Origin of the sequence: Wolbachia endosymbiont of Aedes aegypti (genome assembly GCF_021496215.1) — a bacterium.
Taxonomy (GTDB): domain Bacteria; phylum Pseudomonadota; class Alphaproteobacteria; order Rickettsiales; family Anaplasmataceae; genus Wolbachia; species Wolbachia pipientis.
This window is the reverse complement of record NZ_CP090902.1, coordinates 869,584-885,879: the sequence shown is the minus strand read 5'-3', so window position 1 is coordinate 885,879 and position 16,296 is coordinate 869,584. Positions and strand designations below refer to the sequence as shown.

Genomic DNA, 16,296 nt, shown 5'->3' with positions numbered 1-16,296 from the left:
TTACACTCTTTCACTTTTTATTCCATTTCAATATAGTTCAAACTGAGCCACTGCTGGGTGCTGTAGCTAGTGCAAGTCAGGTTTTCCTACGTCATACCGCCGCGGTATCTCTAGATCCCGCTAACAAGCAGCGGGATGACGAATTTGTCGTTTATCAAATCGTCGGTAAACCTAAGTCACTTTAGTTATAGTATCAAACATAAAGGTTGCAATATTATGTTGGCTGCTAAAATAGCACCAAGTGCACACAATGAATACACTTTCTCTGCCCTGTGACCCACGTTTATCATTATCTTGATAATACTTGTTATAATTGTCTTTACTCTCAACTCCACAAATTACATCTTTCACAGGTCCTAGCACATTATCAACGTAACGTACAGATTTATAGAAACTATTTTCTGGAACTAGTGTGTTATCTTCTGCTTTCTTAGCAGGTACAACTCCATATTCAACGTACCTTCTAAAGTATCGATATACTGACATTCTTATCTCCAAATCATAAATATGCAACCTAGCCTAATATAATTAAGAAATAGTTTATAATAAATACGTTTTAAGATACCTGCCTGTCACACTTTCTGGAATTTTTACCACTTCTTCTGGAGTTCCAGTAGCAATCACTTCTCCGCCTTTTATTCCGCCCTCTGGTCCGATGTCTATTATATAATCTGCAGTTTTTATAACGTGCAAATTGTGCTCGATAACTATAACAGTGTTTCCCAGATTGACTAATCTATGGAGTATTTTTAGTAAGTTATTTATATCTTCAAAGTGTAATCCAGTTGTTGGCTCATCAAGAATATACAATGTTCTTCCGGTAAATCGTTTTGATAGCTCTTTGGACAGCTTTATTCGTTGTGCTTCACCCCCAGACAACGTTGTTGACGACTGTCCGAGTTTTATATAGCCAAGCCCTACTTCCTGCAAAGAAACCAACTTTTCTTTTACCATTGGAAGGTTTTCAAAAAAATCACAAGCCTGATCTATCGTCATATCAAGCACATCAGAGATTGATTTTTCTTTATAAGTAACTTCCAATGTTTCCCGATTATACCTTCGCCCTTTACATTGCTCACACTTCACATAAACGTCCGGTAGAAAATGCATCTCTATCTTTAAGTGCCCATCACCTTTACAAGCCTCACACCTTCCCCCTCTGGTATTAAATGAAAACCGGCCTATATTATATCCCCTTGCTTTTGACTCCGAAAGACCTGCAAACCAATTTCTTATATGAGTGAACATACCAACATATGTTGCTGGATTTGACGCAGGAGTTCTACCAATTGGCGACTGATCAACTTCTATAACTTTATCTATATATTCAAGGCCTTCTATTCTATCACACTGACCATACCTTGCAGACGAATGATGTATCTTATGTGCTGAATATTTATATAACGTTTCTATGACTAAACTTGATTTTCCCCCTCCTGATATTCCAGTAACACAAATAAGATTCCCTATAGGAAATTTAACGTTTACATTTTTTAAGTTATTTTCACATGCATTTATTACTTTTATGAACTGAGTTGCTTGCTTTCTTCTCCTTGGAATTAAAATTTTTTTCTCTCCACTCAAATATTGCCCTGTTATGCTCCCTGAATTTCTTTGCACCTGGTCTGGTGTTCCTTCTGCAACAACTTTTCCACCATTTACGCCAGCTCCAGGACCAATATCAATCGCATAATCAGCAGCCATTATTGTATCTTCATCATGCTCAACAACGATTACAGTGTTACCCATGTCTCTTAAGTTTTTTAGTGTGGCAATTAACCGATCATTATCACATTGATGAAGGCCAATCGAGGGTTCATCAAGAACATATAAAACCCCCGTTAATCCTGAGCCAATTTGCGAAGCAAGTCTGAGCCTCTGACTCTCACCGCCAGAGAGAGTGCTAGATTCTCGATCAAGCGTTAGGTAATTCAACCCTACATTCTTTAAAAATGTTAGCCTCTTGATTATTTCACTTAGTATTTTATTTGAGATTTGCTTCTGTTGTTCTGTGAGCTTGTCTGGCAAATTTTCAAACCACTTAAGGGATTCATCGATACTAAGCCCTGATATTTCACCTATATGTTTGCTATCAATTTTTACTGTAAGCGCTTCTTTTCTCAATCTATAGCCAGTGCATTCTCTGCAGTGAGTGACAGAGCAATATCGCTCAACAAGTGTTTCATCATAATCCATCTGGTTCTCCAAGATACTGATCAAACCTTGAAATTTATTAGAGCCAAAGAGTATCATATCTTTTACTTCTTGATCTATGTTCTTCCACGGAATATCAAGGTTAAATTTGTAGTTTTCAGCCAGTGATAGAATTGCACTTTTTAGAAATCCATAACCTGTGTGCACTTGGCGGAACATTGATCCCACTGGCTTTAAAGCACCCTCAGATATTGAAAGAGTTTCATCCGGTACTATTAGCTTTATATCAACACTTAGTTTTTTACCAAGCCCATTACACGAACCACATGCACCGTAAGGGCTGTTAAAAGAAAATAATCTTGGTTCTATTTCCTCAAGAGTGAAACCAGACTCGGGGCATGCAAAATTCTCTGAAAAAGTCAGAATTTGACCATTTTTATACTCGGAATTATGGTTGTCAGGTAGGTTTACTATTTCTACATACATTAGACCATTACCAAGTTTTAGTGCGGATTCTATACTACTTGGCAGTCGATTTCCTATATCGCCCAATATTGATATTCTATCTGCAACCACAAAAACGTCGTGTTTCTTGTTCTTATCGAGTTTAGGCAAGTCATCTACATTGTACACTTCACCATCTATTTTGAACCTTACGTAACCTTGTCTTTTAATTTCCAATATCTCTTTAAGATGTTCTCCCTTTCTACCACGCACAACAGGGGCAAGTATATATATCTTAGTTTCTAAAGGTAACGCAATTATAGTGTCTACAATTTGAGACACCGTTTGTTTTGTGATTGGTAATCCAGTTGCAGGTGAATAAGGAACTCCTATTCGTGCATATACTAAGCGCAAGTAATCGTAAATTTCGGTAACAGTTCCAACTGTTGACCTTGGATTTTTTGAGATCGATTTCTGGTTGATAGATATTGCAGGAGAGAGACCTGTAATCGACTCAACATCTGGTTTATCCTGAATGTTGAGAAATTGACGCGCGTAAGCTGACAGGCTTTCAACGTATCGGCGTTGGCCTTCTGCATAAATCGTATCAAATGCAAGGCTAGACTTGCCAGAACCACTTAGCCCAGTTATAACAACTAGCTTATTTTTCGGTATATTGACGTCTACACCTTGCAGATTATTTTCCCTTGCGCCCTTAACTCTGATAAAATCGTCCATATTATACCATATAACGTATTAACCATTATAGCCTCAAAATACGTGAATTTATAGTGATATATTGATTTTCTATTGATTTTTTCAACTGTTACGGAAAATTAGGCAGCGTTTGATAAATCGTCATTCCGCTACTTGTTAGCGGCTGAGATACCGCGACGGTATGACAGTTAAGTAGGCCAGTGCCCCTATGATGTCATCCCAGTGTCAAGCACATAGCTGTACGAACGTTGCAGTTTAGGAGCAATTCCCACCAGTGGGCCAGTGCCCAGACACTGGTTCTATGCAACTTAATTAAAAACGTTTGTTTTAGCGTAAGACAACTACCTTTAGCTCATCAGCTCAGTTATAAGCAAAATTTCTGGATTCCAGACTGGAATGACACCATTTGCTGTGCAATTTACCTTCAAAAATGAATGTTCGTACAGCTATGTGTCAAGCACTGGGATGACACCATTCTTTTTTCTGGATTCCAGACTGGAATGACACCCCCCTGATAGGCTCAAATCATAATGTTTGTACAGTTGTGGGTTTAGGCTACCTATAAATTCTAAACTGTTGTTACGCACCAAATACACCCCTAGGACCCAAAGTCAGTTTAGCTATATCAGAAAACAGGTTATGTGGAAATCTTAAAATACTTCTTGTTTGCCAAGCAAAATAAATACATTCCTACAAACAAACAGATGCTCAATACTGACGGATAAGAAAACTTAAAAATTAAGTCTCTAGTATATATTGATAGGCATTTACCTGCAGAAAATTTGTATAGTAATCCAACACATACAACGGCACTATCAACCACTGATGCTATAATTAAAGTAATGAAATTTGCCATATGAAAATTCAACTTGGACTTCAATTTTTCAAAAATAATTATGCTTGAGAGAAGAGATACTAAAATTGCAGTATATGAAATCAATATCATCAAATTAAAACTTTGCCATTTAAAAACACAACATAGCGCTGTACACACTATTAAGTTGTACGTAGCTTTGCTTCTGCCATAAAATTCAACCATTGAATTTACAACTAAAGCAGCTCCCACAAATAAGGCAGCACATATCATCAATTTATTTGAAGTGTTGAGTAAAGAAAGACTGATAAACAGGAGTATCGATAAAATAGACATAATTACCTACCCAAAATTAATAACATACATTCATTCTAAATAAACATTACATATAGTAAAAGAGTTATTTAGCATAATAAGAAAAATATTTTATATTAGCATGCCACATCTTTCAGATCTACTTTGAAAACATCCTTTATGTTTAGCACCTTTTTCTCTGTTACTTTGCCAATACATGAATAAACTGCACCTTCAAACAATTCTTCAAACCTCTTCTGATTTTGTGGTGCAATAGTAACCAAAATTCTACTTTGCGATTCAGAAAACATTATTATCTTGTTTATTATGTCTGTATTTTGTATTTTTCCTATTGGCACTAGTGAAAGATCGATTTCAGCACCAAGGTCTCCTGCAATTAGCGATTTTGCCAGAGCAATAACTAATCCGCCTAAGTTTGGTGCAATTGCAGAGGCAATTATGCCATCTTTTCTTGCCTGGTTGTAACGCTCATACAACTTCCTAGCGCTCTTTGCATCAACTTTTGGTACGTTGTTATTACCTATTCCACTATATAACTGATATTCAGATCTACCAAGTTCATCAAGTGTTTCTCCAAGCACATATATCAAGTCCCCTGGCATTTTTACATCAAGCGATACCGCATTTTCAATATTTTCTATAATTCCAATTGCTGAGATGAGTAATGAAGGTGGTGCAGAGATTATCACTTTCTCGCCATTTTCATCATATCCCTTGAAGTCATTGAACATACTGTCTTTTCCGGATATGAATGGTGTTTTAAATGCAGTTGCGAAGTCGTAACAAGCCTCTGCAGCTTTCTTTAGTTGCCACAACCTTTCTGGATTATAAGCATCACACCAACAAAAATTGTCGAGCAACGCTAGATGATTTATATTTCCTCCTGCGGCTACATAGTTGCGTATCGCGGTGTCAATTGCACATGCTGCCATGTGGTAGGTGTCAATTTCTCCATAACTTGAGCCAAATCCTTGCGATTTTACAACACCTTTATTTGAAGAAAGGATTGGCCTTGAAACAATAGCTTCACTGCACACTCTTCCCTTGCCCTGCAGTGGTTTCAGCACTGACGACCCTTGAACCTCATGGTCATATTGCACCACTATGAACTCTTTGCTGCAAATGTTTGGTCTGCTCAGCATTTCTTTTAGTTCAATTGCTAAAGAAGGCGAACTTGTTGTCATTCCAGCGCATAGCGCTGGAAGCCCCTTAGACCACGGTTTCGTCTGTAAATGCACTTTGGGATTACCATCATGCAGAAATTCAGTTTCGATGTCCATTATTACTGTCCCTTCAGGACATTTAACAACAGCTTTACCACTCTCATTAAACTCTCCAATCACACAAACCTCCACATCATGTTTTTTCATGATTTGCTTAAACATAGGGAGATTTTCTTCTGGCACTGCTAAGGTCATTCTCTCTTGTGATTCTGATATCCATATTTCCCACTGAGCCATACCATCGTTTTTAAGGAGAACCTTGCTCAAATCAACTTCAAATCCGTCTTTTCCCATTTCACCAATAGACGACGACAGCCCACCTGCTCCGTTATCCGTTATTGCATTATAAAGATCAAGATCTCTTGCTTTTATGACGGCATTGGATAATTTTTTTTGTGTTATAGGGTCACCAATTTGCACAATTGTTGAAGGGCTATTTCCCGATAAAGCCTCTGAAGAGAACGTTGCACCGTGAATTCCATCTCTTCCAACTCTTCCGCCAATAATTACAATCTTATCGCCATTTTTTGGTCCTTTAATGTGTGAAGGTGCATTATTTATATTGCGTGGAATAATTCCAATGCTTCCGACAAAAACTAATGGCTTGCCACAAAATCTATCGTCGAAATATACCGATCCAAGTTGTGTTGGAATACCAGAGCAATTACCAGCAACATTAACACCGTGAATCACTTCTTTCATTATATATTTTGGCGGTAAGATCTCATCAGTGCGCTCTTTATCCCTATAAAATTTGCCTTTTGCTTCTTTGGCAAAGCAAAAGTAATAGGTATTCATTATAGGCTCTGCGCCTTTCCCGAAACCCACTATATCGCGATTAACTCCAAGCACTCCGGTCATTGCTCCACCAAATGGATCAAGAGCTGAAGGGCTATTGTGAGTTTCAACTTTATCTACAATCAAGTAATCGTCATCAAAAATTATTCCTCCTGCGTTGTCGGAGAAAACTGACACGCATATGTCAGAATTTATCTCACGCGTTGCACGCTTAATATAATGAGCATATAGACCGTCTTTTATTTCATCAATAGGGGAGCAAAAAATATTGTGTTTACAATGTTCAGACCAAGTCTGTGCCAGAGACTCAAGTTCAATATCATATGGATTTCTACCAAGTTTTTTAAAGTAATCCTTTATAGCTTTCATTGCTGCCAGCGAGAGCCCTAAAGTGCCATTACCATCGATTCCATCTCTGCTGATTTTCTCAAGTTCTTGGTCACTTACATTTAAATCAACAGATTTAGCCCCATTACTACTTGATATCACTCCAGTGCTCTCTTTTGTCATCCCAGCCTTTTTTTCTGTCATCCCAGTGCTTGACACTGGGATCCATTCTTTTTTTTCCTGGTCACGCGCTGGAATGACACCGGAGTGGGTATTTAATGACTTATATTTACCATAATATTTCCAGCTATAGTTATTATTTTCTTTACAGATAAGTGTGCAATACTCAGTGATGGGGTTGAACTCTTGTTTTATATCATCTTCGGTTGGTAAATCTCCTTGACTTAGAATCAATTTTGAACTTCTTGCTTTGATCTCAATTGGTGTCATTCCAGCGCGTGACGCTGGAATCTGCGTTTTCTCTTTCTGGATCCCAGTGTCAAGCACTGGGATGACAAAAGAAGGGGCTGGGATGACAGGCTGGTCGATATAGCCTTTGCTTATTAAATACTCTCTAACAATTTGTTTCACTGTGTTGCCTACATTATCGGTCATGCCAGGTAGGAAGCTTATTTCCAAGCCCCACTTTGCTTGTGGTTCTATGAAATCATACGGAACTTCTTCAAGGTTTTCATTGTAGGAATAATAACGGCAGTTTTGTATGACTTTATTATAAAATAGCCCGCAAATTTCTTCATATAATTTGGATGGTAATTCTTTGCGTATGTAAATCGAGTAAACGTTGACTAACCATCTGCAGCCAATTTGCTCGCATTTATTTAAAACTTCTATTCTAATGTTTGCCATGTAATGTTATAAAAAATTTTAATATATAATAGCATACAAGCACGTTTATATTTTGAATAATTTCTATACAATAAAATATTGTATTAATTGTTACTGTTAGTGGGAAGAGTTTTTACCGTTAATGTGGATGAATCTCTTTTTGATGTGCTGGTTCAGCACATATTTTCTGAATATGAAAGAGAAAAAATTCCTGAAGTAAAAATCATACTTCCTTGCAAGAGGGATGTGATAGCGCTGCTGAGTGCATTCAAGAATCATAACGCTAAAAAATGCATAATTTTGCCAGAGATAGTTTCGCTAGAGAATATTGATGAGGAAGATTTAATATTAAATCTTGATAGGGTTAAAGTTATCAAGCCAACAAAAAGGACACTGCTACTCATTCAATTCATATTGGAGTGGAATAGAAAAAATAATGATAATTTTCCAATTGATTTAGCTTATAGCCTGCCATCACTGCTTGATAAAATTCAATCTACCCAAACAACGGATTGTTATCAATTTGATGAACATTCAAAAAAAATAGAGAATTTCATAAGCTTACTCACTGAGACTTGGAGTAAAACTTTAAAAGATTTAGAAGTAGTAGATATATTAAAACATAAGAGTGATTACATAAACAATATGATAATCTCTTTACAAAAAGACCAATATATAATCTTTGTTGGAATTGGAAAGGATAAGTCGTTAATTAGGGCTATATATGATCTGCCATTTGGAAAAATAATTTTGCCTAACTTGAATTTGAAAATTAAAGAGAAAGACTGGAAATCGCTTGATAAAAAACATTATCAATATTGCCTGAAAGATCTGCTCGATTATTTAAAAGTGGATAGAAGGGATGTGAGTTTTCTGCCAGAAGCGTGTTCTCCAGTGCCCAGACACTGGGATCCAGAAAACTTAACTTTAAATGAGCGCACCAGGTGGCTGTATAATGAAAACTGGATCCCAGTGTCAGCTACTTGGATGACAGAAGAAAGGGCTGGGATAACAGGAAGTCCTGAGGAATATCTAGATTACGTCTTTGATACAACTGCCGATCTAAGCAAAGTTAGTAGTGGACATGTTGGCAATATTGAAGTCATCACTTGTGATTCCAGAGAGGAAGAAGCACAAGTGACATCATTAATTATAGAAAATGAAGGTTATGAAAACATTTCTTTGGTCGTCTTTGATAAATTACTTGCAGCTCGTATAGCATGTTTATCAAGGCAACACAGTGCCATACCGGAAAATTACCCTTATATAACGCTTCTGCTTTATAGTATCGAAGTTTTGACCTCAAATTGGAGCAGTGTGTCATTACTTTCGCTCCTTAAACATAGGCTAGTGACTTTTGGTTACACTCAAGAAGAGTACACTCGGATTTTATCTGAATTTGAAATAGAGATATTACGCAACTTTAGTACAAATGGTCTGAGCGATATTATAAATGCTATCAATGCCCATAAAAAGCTAAAATACAAAGAAGATATATTACTTATTATCAGTAAGTTAGAGGTTATATTTAATCCTTTACTTCGTTCTATAAATTGCTCTATTTTCGATGTGGTAGCAACTCATTTGCAGTGTATTAATATATTATCTGGTATAAATTTTTCAGAGCTAAATAGTGAAATAGGTAATTTTACCTGTAATTTCTCAAATGCATGTGAGGGTGTAGGAATTAAATGCTCCTTAGAGTTATATAGCCAAATTCTGACCTTATTTTTAGAGAAAGAGTTTTTCTTTGTAGCAAGTGACTTGAATAAATTCAGCTTATATCACAACAAAGTTGTAATACTTGCTGGATTTAATGAAGCGCCAAGCTTTCAAAGTCCGCTTTTGAATGCACTTACGAGAGAAAAATTTAATCTTCCTTCTGCACAAGAAGAGCAGGGGTATTTTTTTTATACTTTACACAATTTGTTTTGTGCAAGTAAGGTTTATATTACAAGATCGCTAAGCCATAGAAAGCCAATTCTATTGCAGCGTTTGGAAATTCTACTCAAGGAGGGGAAGCAGCCGTATCGTGATTGGCTAAGGATATTAAATACGCCTGAATGTACTGTTCCATGTACTCAGCCTATGCCAAAACCTCAAACCGAAGTTAGAAAAGAAAAAATGCAGGTGATGTCTTGCAGTGCAATAGAAAAGCTAATTCGTAATCCTTATTCATTTTACGTTGAATATATACTGGGTCTTAAACAATTAAGAGACTTGAATTTCAAGCCATCGATATTGGAATTTGGCACTATGGTACACAACATTCTTGCAAGATATTTACGCAACAAAAAATCTCCAATGAGCATTGCACGAGAAGCATTCTCGACTAGTCAGTTTAATTTTTCAAATATGTGGTGGGTAAGACTACAAAAGATAATTCAATCTTTTGTCGAATTTGATGAAACTCGAAGCAATTATGTTGAGTTGGAAAAGAACTTTTCCTGTCCGATATTTCATATTCCAGCGCGTGACACTGGTTCTTGTGATCAGTATGAAACTGCTTGGATGACAAATAAGCCACAAGAAATTTCACTGATAGCAAGATGTGATAGAGTTGAGTATCTACCAAGTGGGCAAGTGGCAATTATAGACTATAAGCTTGGTACACCACCTTCCAATGAAGAAGTAATGTCGGGATTTTTTCCGCAATTAATTTTACAAGCCTTAGCGGTAGAATATATAACAAAAAGAGAAGTCTCAGAACTTGCTTATTGGAAACTTGATTATGATAAAATAAAAGTTATTTCTATACAAAATTATAGATACAAAATGCAAGAATTAAAAAATGATCTGCCTGGTTTTTTATCTAACTATTTAAGTAATTCCACACCCTTTATTGCCTCTCCATATTTTGATAAATTCCTGAGATTTAACAGCTATAAACAGCTAGAAAGGGTAGGAGAGTGGTTGTAAATGGTGTCATCCGAGTACCTGACACTGGTTTCCATCCAAAAGGGTGTCATCCCAGTGCCCAGACACTGGGATGGCTTTGTTGCATCACACTTTATGAGATGGTGATTTATAGTAAATTCATGTAACTATCTCAAATTTAGCCATACCAATATCAGTGAATTTATTAAGCAAATAGCATTTAGTTCTTTTTCTCGATTTATCTCAGATTTATTCCTAAAACTAAATCCGAATATTTGCTTTAATCTTGAGAAAAACCCTTCAATATAAGATCTTTTCCCATAATTTACTTCTTTTTTCCATTCTTTCATGCCATCTTCACCGTATAATTTTATTAACCTAATAGCAGCATTCCTGTCAGACATATAATCTATTTCTGGATGTTCTGCCGCATTGTTTATTGGTGGAATTTTTGTCTTTATATCATATTCGTTACACAACTTATAAAACTTGTGCCTATCACATGCTCTATCTGCATATAGTACTTTTATGGCATGCTGAAAATCAACTTCTTTTAGCAAATCACAAGCTCCATAGTGATCAGCCGTTACTGTATTTTACAGCTATGGCTTTTTTGTTGTTTATATTCAACATTACGTGCAATTTTCTCGTTTGCTCATAGCCACGATATTTTCTGTCAGTGCTATTTTCCTTGCTGTGTGTTGTTGTATATACTAATTCCTGTACTGTCTATAGCAATTTCGATATCTTCCATATTAGAGGTTGTCCGGAAACAAGTAAAAGGCTATAATATCTGAAATTTTAGTACGGGGTAAAGATGAGAAAAAAGTATCCAACAGATCTAAGCGAAAGGGAATGGTCAAGAATAGAAAAACACTTCAGAGTATCATACAAGAAAGGAGGAAGGCCGCCAAAGTATAGCAAAAGAGAAATATTAGAAGCAATTTTCTATGTATTGCGTACAGGGTGTCAATGGCGGTATTTACCAAATGATTTTCCGCTATGGAAGACTGTGTATGAGCAGTTCAGGCAATGGAAGAAGCAGGGAATTTTTGAGAAAATGAATTATGAAATTACAAAATATAGTAGAAGAAAAATAGGAAGGAATGAGCAGCCGAGTGCCTGTATAGTAGATAGTCAATCTGTAAAGACTACAGAAAAGGGGGGATCAAAGGCTATGATGGAAGTAAAAAAGTAAAGGGTAGAAAAAGGCATATAATTACAGACACTCAGGGTTTTATACTAGGTTGTTACGTAGGCGCTGCTAACGAAAATGATAGAGATGGTATTAAAATAGCATTAAACAATATGAGAACAAAATATACTAAAGTTAAAAAAATGTGGGCTGACATGGGATACCAAGGAAGAAATTTAAAGAATCACATAAAGGAAGAATATGACATAGATATTGAAATTGTTAAAAGGCCTCCATGTAGATTTTGGGTGCACAAAGATACGCCACCTGAGCTACTACCAACAAGAGAACAAGGGTTTAAAGTACAGCCAAGAAGATGGGTTGTAGAAAGGACTTTTGCTTGGGTTAATAGGAATAGAAGGCTATCGAAGGAGTATGATTTACTCACAACATCCACTGAGAATTTCATATACCTAGCTATGAGTAGGGTTATGTTAAAGAGGGAATATGCTTGAATTTACTAGTTTCCGGACAACCTCTTATAGCTCTTTCCATAAAAGTCCGGATGTGATAGGATAAGGGTAGATGATGATAAGGAGGTTGAATGCCAGCAGCATATAGTTATGATTTAAGAAAAAAAGCAATGGAAGCGCTAGACGAAGGAGAAAGCAGAGAAACAGTGGCAGCAAGATTTAAGATTGGGCGAACTACTTTATGGGAGTGGCAGCAAAGAAGAAAAGAAACAGGAGACTTTCAATCAAAAAAACTTGGAAATGGGGGTTACAATCACAAAATTACCGACTGGGATACCTTTGCCAAATTTGCCAGAGAACACGGAGGAAAGACTCTATCGGAAATGGCTAAACTTTGGAACAACGTTAGTATCCAAACGATCTATCGAGCCCTTAAAAAAATTGGATTTACGCGCAAAAAAAGACATATGGATACAAGGAAAGAAACGAAGAAAAACGTGCTGAATTTTTGAAAATTATAGCGACAAAAGAACCTAAAAACTTAGTGTATATAGATGAGTCTGGCATTGATAACACCGAACTACGGATATTGCCAGAAAGGACAGCGGTTTTATGCCTTAAAATCTGGAAAGAAAACTCAACGAATCAGTATGGTTGCAGCCTTAAGTGGAAGAAAGATAGTTGTTCCGTTAACCTTTGAAGGCCACTGTAATATGGATGTTTTTAATGGATGGTTTGAGCAATTTTTGACACCGATCTTGGAACCTGGACAGACTGTCATTCTTGACAATGCTACTTTTCATAAGTCTGATAAGATTATCGAGCTTGCTAAAGGGGTTGGTGCAGAAATTTTGTATCTGCCGCCTTATTCTCCAGATTTCAACAAAATTGAGCATCATTGGTTTGCTATAAAAAACAGAGCCAGGAAAAACATTCCTCTATTCGAATCCTTTCGTCGTGCTGTTGATTCTGCCTTCCTATGACCTGTTCGGACTATTATGAGAAATGCTATACTACATAAGGCCTAATTTCCGGAAGATCAACTTTTTGGTGAACATAAGGTTTTTCGCATATTACAAGCTCTCCTCCGCATTCGCAAATATTAGGCAACTCTATTTTTACTACTTTATCCGCTTCCATTGTGGCATGAAAATTTCCTTTATGCCCAACCTGATCGCCAACATTCCTTTCGCTTTTTGGCTTGTCCTTTTTTGTTTTGTACAATTCTTTAGAGCTCGGTAGAGATGAATTTTTCGAGTTTAAACCAAGCCTTTCCTTTAATTCAGCGTTCTCTATCTTTAAAGCTTTATTTTCTGCTTTTAAGTTTTCTATCTCTGCTTTCAGTTTTTCTATTTTTTGCTGTAAATTTTTGCAAAGTTCTAAAAGGTTTACCACATTACCTCACTTTTGCTCTATGATTATCTTTTTAGATCACTTTGTCTACCTTATTCTACCACTCCGCTGAACGGATACCTTGGGTTAGCTATAGCTAACACCACAATTGTACTAACATTGTGATTTGAGAACAACCTTCACCAGAAAGGGTGTCATTCCAGTGTTAAGCACTGGAATGACGAGAGGTAACGCAAGAAGTTTACTCTTAATAAAAACCTGATGATGAATCATTATTACCAAATTTCGGCCTATTTCTGTTGCTGAAACCAGAATGAGGACGAGGAGGCCTCTTATGGTGACTTCCTCCAGGTTTTCTACTAAATGAATTATTGTAATAATTATCCCTGTCATTTGGACCATCTTTCCTTTCCTCGTTGTAAAGCTCACCTTCAAAAAACTCTCCCGTCTCTTGATCAACCCGACGTCTTGACAACTTTGGACACCCACCTTTTTCGAAGTCAATTACTAGTGCTTTGAAAGTATCATCTTGTTTAAGTACGCTCTCTATAGAATCTATATGTTCATTAGCTACTTCACTTATGTGCATTTTTCCTTTTCTGCCATTAAGAAATTCAAGCTCTACAATAGACTTCTCTATTCTTACAACCTTGACATCAACTATAGAACCTTGTTCTAGTTCTGTTATTGAATCAATCATCATACTCTTTGCAATTTCAGCTTCAGTGCCACTCGTAGCAAAAACAGAAACTTTACCATCATCTCCTATTTCAATTTTTGCATTACTTCTTTCACACACACTGCGTATATTTTTCCCCTTAGAACCTATAGCAGCAGAAATTTTGTCTTTATCTATGTAAAATGATAACATCCTTGGTGCATGGTCTTTGACATCATCACTGTGTTCTGAAATCACTGCATTCATTTTTTCTAAAATATGTAATCTTCCAGCTTTTGCCTGTTCTAAAGATTTTTCAACAATTTCAAAGCTTATACCAGAAATTTTCATGTCCATTTGTAGCGCCGTAACCCCTTCACTAGTTCCTGCTACTTTAAAGTCCATATCACCAAGATAATCTTCATCACCAAGTATATCGGAAAGTATTACATACTCGTCTTTATCTTTGATGAGACCCATAGCAATTCCAGCAACAGGGGCCTTTATTGGCACACCCGTATCCATTAAAGCAAGAGAAGTCCCACAAACTGTTGCCATAGAAGAAGAACCATCAGACTCCAAAATTTCGGACACTACTCTTATTGTATAAGGAAATTCAGACTTATCGGGTAAAACAGGATGAATTGCTTTCCAAGCAAGTTTGCCATGACCGATTTCTCTTCTTCCTGGTGCACGCGCAGCAGAAGTTTCTCCAACAGCAAATGAGGGAAAGTTATAATGCAACATGAAATGCTCACGTCTATCCCCTTCAATATCATCCACAATTTGCTCATCTTGAGTGGTGCCAAGAGCAGTAACAACCAGTGCCTGAGTATTGCCTCTTGTAAATAGTGCAGAACCGTGAGTTTTGGACAGAATATCAACTTCAACTTCTATCTGACGTATCTCATCATGCTTACGACCGTCTATCCTTACACTTTTCTTCCTAATTATTTCACGTACTAAAGATCTTTCAAAGTTTTTTACTGCATACGTAATTAACTTTTCGTCTTTTCCAGTTTCTTTAAGAGTATTCAATATATTCTCTCTGATCGCTTCTAGAGCTTGAACTCGCTCTTGTTTTACTGTTTGCGAATATGCTTTTTCAAAATCTTTACCGTATTTTTCGAGCTCTTGTGTTATATCTGATGCATCAATAGGGGCAAAGCTCTCAGGTTTATTGCCAATTGTATCAGCAAACTCTTTTATGAGCTTAATGACAGGCTTAAGGTGTTCATGGCCAAATTTTATTGCATTAAAAACATTTTCTTCAGAGAGCTCTTTCACTTCTGATTCAACCATTAAAATTGAATTTTCATCACCAGACAAAAACAGATCCAAGCTGCTTGCTTTCATCTCTTGAACAGAAGGGTTGAGTATATAGTTATTATTTTCATCACAACCAACCATCACTCCAGCTATAGTAAAGTGAAAGGGAACACCAGAAATTGCAAGAGCTGCAACAGCACCAATCAATGCTGGCACTTCAGGAGGATTGACTGTATCATAAGTTAATAGATTGCACACCACACTAATTTCATCATGAAATCCTTCTGGGAATAGTGGTCTTATACTTCTATCTATTACTCTTGAGATTAAAGTTTCTCTATCAGATGGCTTGCCTTCTCTTTTAAAAAACCCGCCAGGGATCTTACCCATGGCATAGCTTTTTGCGATAAACTGCACATTTAAAGGTAGGAAATCAACGCTTTCTTCCTTCTTTTTACGTACAACAGTTACTAAAACAGAAGTATCACCGTAATTTACAACTACTGAACCATGAGCTTGGCGTGCTATTTTTCCTGTTTCTAAAGATAAGGCACGACCACCCCACTCTATAGATTTTTTTATAATTTTAAACATATTAAATTCCTCGATTATTTTCTAATGCCTAACTTCTCTATTAATTCCTGATAGGCTTCATTACCAAATTTACGCTTTATATAATTTAAGTGCTTGCGTCTTCTACCTATCAATATAAGTAAACCACGCTTAGAGTGATGGTCATGCTTGTGCACTTTAAAATGCTCAGTTAAGTTACTGATCCTCTCGGTCAAAATTGCACATTGTACAAAAGATGAGCCTGTATCATCTTCTTTAATTGCATATATATTCATCAAACTCTTTTTCTTTTCGGATGTTATCGACATCTAAACCTCATT

General features: G+C 36.6%; 12 protein-coding genes and 2 pseudogenes. 5 read left to right on the top strand and 9 right to left on the bottom strand.

Translation table 11 applies throughout. The features are described 5' to 3' along the window. Positions 1-171: 171 nt before the first annotated feature. The 5 genes from L0Z58_RS04525 to L0Z58_RS04505 form a co-directional block, all read right to left on the bottom strand. Entirely contained in the window at positions 172-486 is a 315-nt protein-coding gene (locus L0Z58_RS04525) for a hypothetical protein (RefSeq protein WP_010082388.1), read from the bottom strand. 54 nt (positions 487-540) lie between these two features. Continuing rightward, the gene (gene uvrA / locus L0Z58_RS04520; RefSeq protein WP_010962924.1) at positions 541-3,336 is read right to left on the bottom strand and encodes an excinuclease ABC subunit UvrA; all 2,796 of its coding nucleotides are present in this window, start codon (positions 3,334-3,336) and stop codon (positions 541-543) included. A 425-nt stretch (positions 3,337-3,761) separates the two neighbouring features. After that, the gene (locus L0Z58_RS04515; RefSeq protein WP_010962923.1) at positions 3,762-3,902 is read right to left on the bottom strand and encodes a hypothetical protein; all 141 of its coding nucleotides are present in this window, start codon (positions 3,900-3,902) and stop codon (positions 3,762-3,764) included. A gap of 50 nt (positions 3,903-3,952) precedes the next feature. After that, complete coding sequence (locus tag L0Z58_RS04510) at positions 3,953-4,465, bottom strand: membrane protein (RefSeq protein WP_010962922.1); 513 nt, start codon at positions 4,463-4,465, stop codon at positions 3,953-3,955. 95 nt (positions 4,466-4,560) lie between these two features. Next, positions 4,561-7,659, bottom strand: coding sequence for a phosphoribosylformylglycinamidine synthase subunit PurL (locus tag L0Z58_RS04505; protein WP_010962921.1), 3,099 nt, complete (start codon positions 7,657-7,659; stop codon positions 4,561-4,563). 99 nt (positions 7,660-7,758) lie between these two features. Here L0Z58_RS04505 and L0Z58_RS04500 point away from each other — a divergent pair, with 99 nt between their 5' ends. Further along, positions 7,759-10,557, top strand: coding sequence for a WPE palindromic element domain-containing protein (locus L0Z58_RS04500; RefSeq protein ID WP_173862904.1), 2,799 nt, complete (start codon positions 7,759-7,761; stop codon positions 10,555-10,557). Continuing rightward, complete coding sequence (locus L0Z58_RS06665) at positions 10,548-10,682, top strand: hypothetical protein (RefSeq protein ID WP_255322256.1); 135 nt, start codon at positions 10,548-10,550, stop codon at positions 10,680-10,682. The genes L0Z58_RS04500 and L0Z58_RS06665 overlap by 10 nt, the downstream gene beginning before the upstream one ends. Here the strand turns inward: L0Z58_RS06665 and L0Z58_RS04495 are convergent. Continuing rightward, positions 10,675-11,275 (bottom strand): annotated as a pseudogene (locus L0Z58_RS04495) (transposase); the annotation flags it as partial. The gene L0Z58_RS06665 and the pseudogene L0Z58_RS04495 sit on opposite strands and share 8 nt — an antisense overlap. A 57-nt stretch (positions 11,276-11,332) precedes the next feature. On the opposite strand from L0Z58_RS04495, the gene L0Z58_RS04490 reads away from it, so the two are divergent. The 3 genes from L0Z58_RS04490 to L0Z58_RS06655 all read left to right on the top strand — a co-directional run bounded on the left by L0Z58_RS04490 (position 11,333) and on the right by L0Z58_RS06655 (position 13,106). After that, positions 11,333-12,165 (top strand): IS5-like element ISWpi1 family transposase gene (locus tag L0Z58_RS04490; protein WP_099606204.1). Its coding sequence is split into 2 segments (ribosomal slippage): positions 11,333-11,702 and positions 11,702-12,165, totalling 834 coding nucleotides; the frame shifts between segments, so codons are not numbered across the junction. 89 nt (positions 12,166-12,254) lie between these two features. Beyond that, positions 12,255-12,635: a helix-turn-helix domain-containing protein gene (locus tag L0Z58_RS06660; protein ID WP_007549224.1), complete on the top strand. Its 381-nt coding sequence runs from the start codon at positions 12,255-12,257 to the stop codon at positions 12,633-12,635. A 42-nt stretch (positions 12,636-12,677) separates the two neighbouring features. Further along, a complete protein-coding gene (locus L0Z58_RS06655; RefSeq protein ID WP_255322255.1) occupies positions 12,678-13,106 on the top strand; it encodes an IS630 family transposase in 429 nt (142 codons plus the stop codon). Between the two features lie 28 nt (positions 13,107-13,134). Here L0Z58_RS06655 and L0Z58_RS04480 read toward each other — a convergent pair. From L0Z58_RS04480 to rpsO, 3 genes and pseudogenes are all read right to left on the bottom strand, one after another. Next, positions 13,135-13,518, bottom strand: a pseudogene (locus L0Z58_RS04480) (IS66 family transposase); the annotation flags it as partial. A gap of 205 nt (positions 13,519-13,723) precedes the next feature. Continuing rightward, entirely contained in the window at positions 13,724-15,997 is a 2,274-nt protein-coding gene (gene pnp, locus L0Z58_RS04475; RefSeq protein WP_010962918.1) for a polyribonucleotide nucleotidyltransferase, read from the bottom strand. Between the two features lie 14 nt (positions 15,998-16,011). Next, entirely contained in the window at positions 16,012-16,284 is a 273-nt protein-coding gene (gene rpsO / locus L0Z58_RS04470; RefSeq protein WP_010962917.1) for a 30S ribosomal protein S15, read from the bottom strand. Positions 16,285-16,296: the final 12 nt, after the last annotated feature.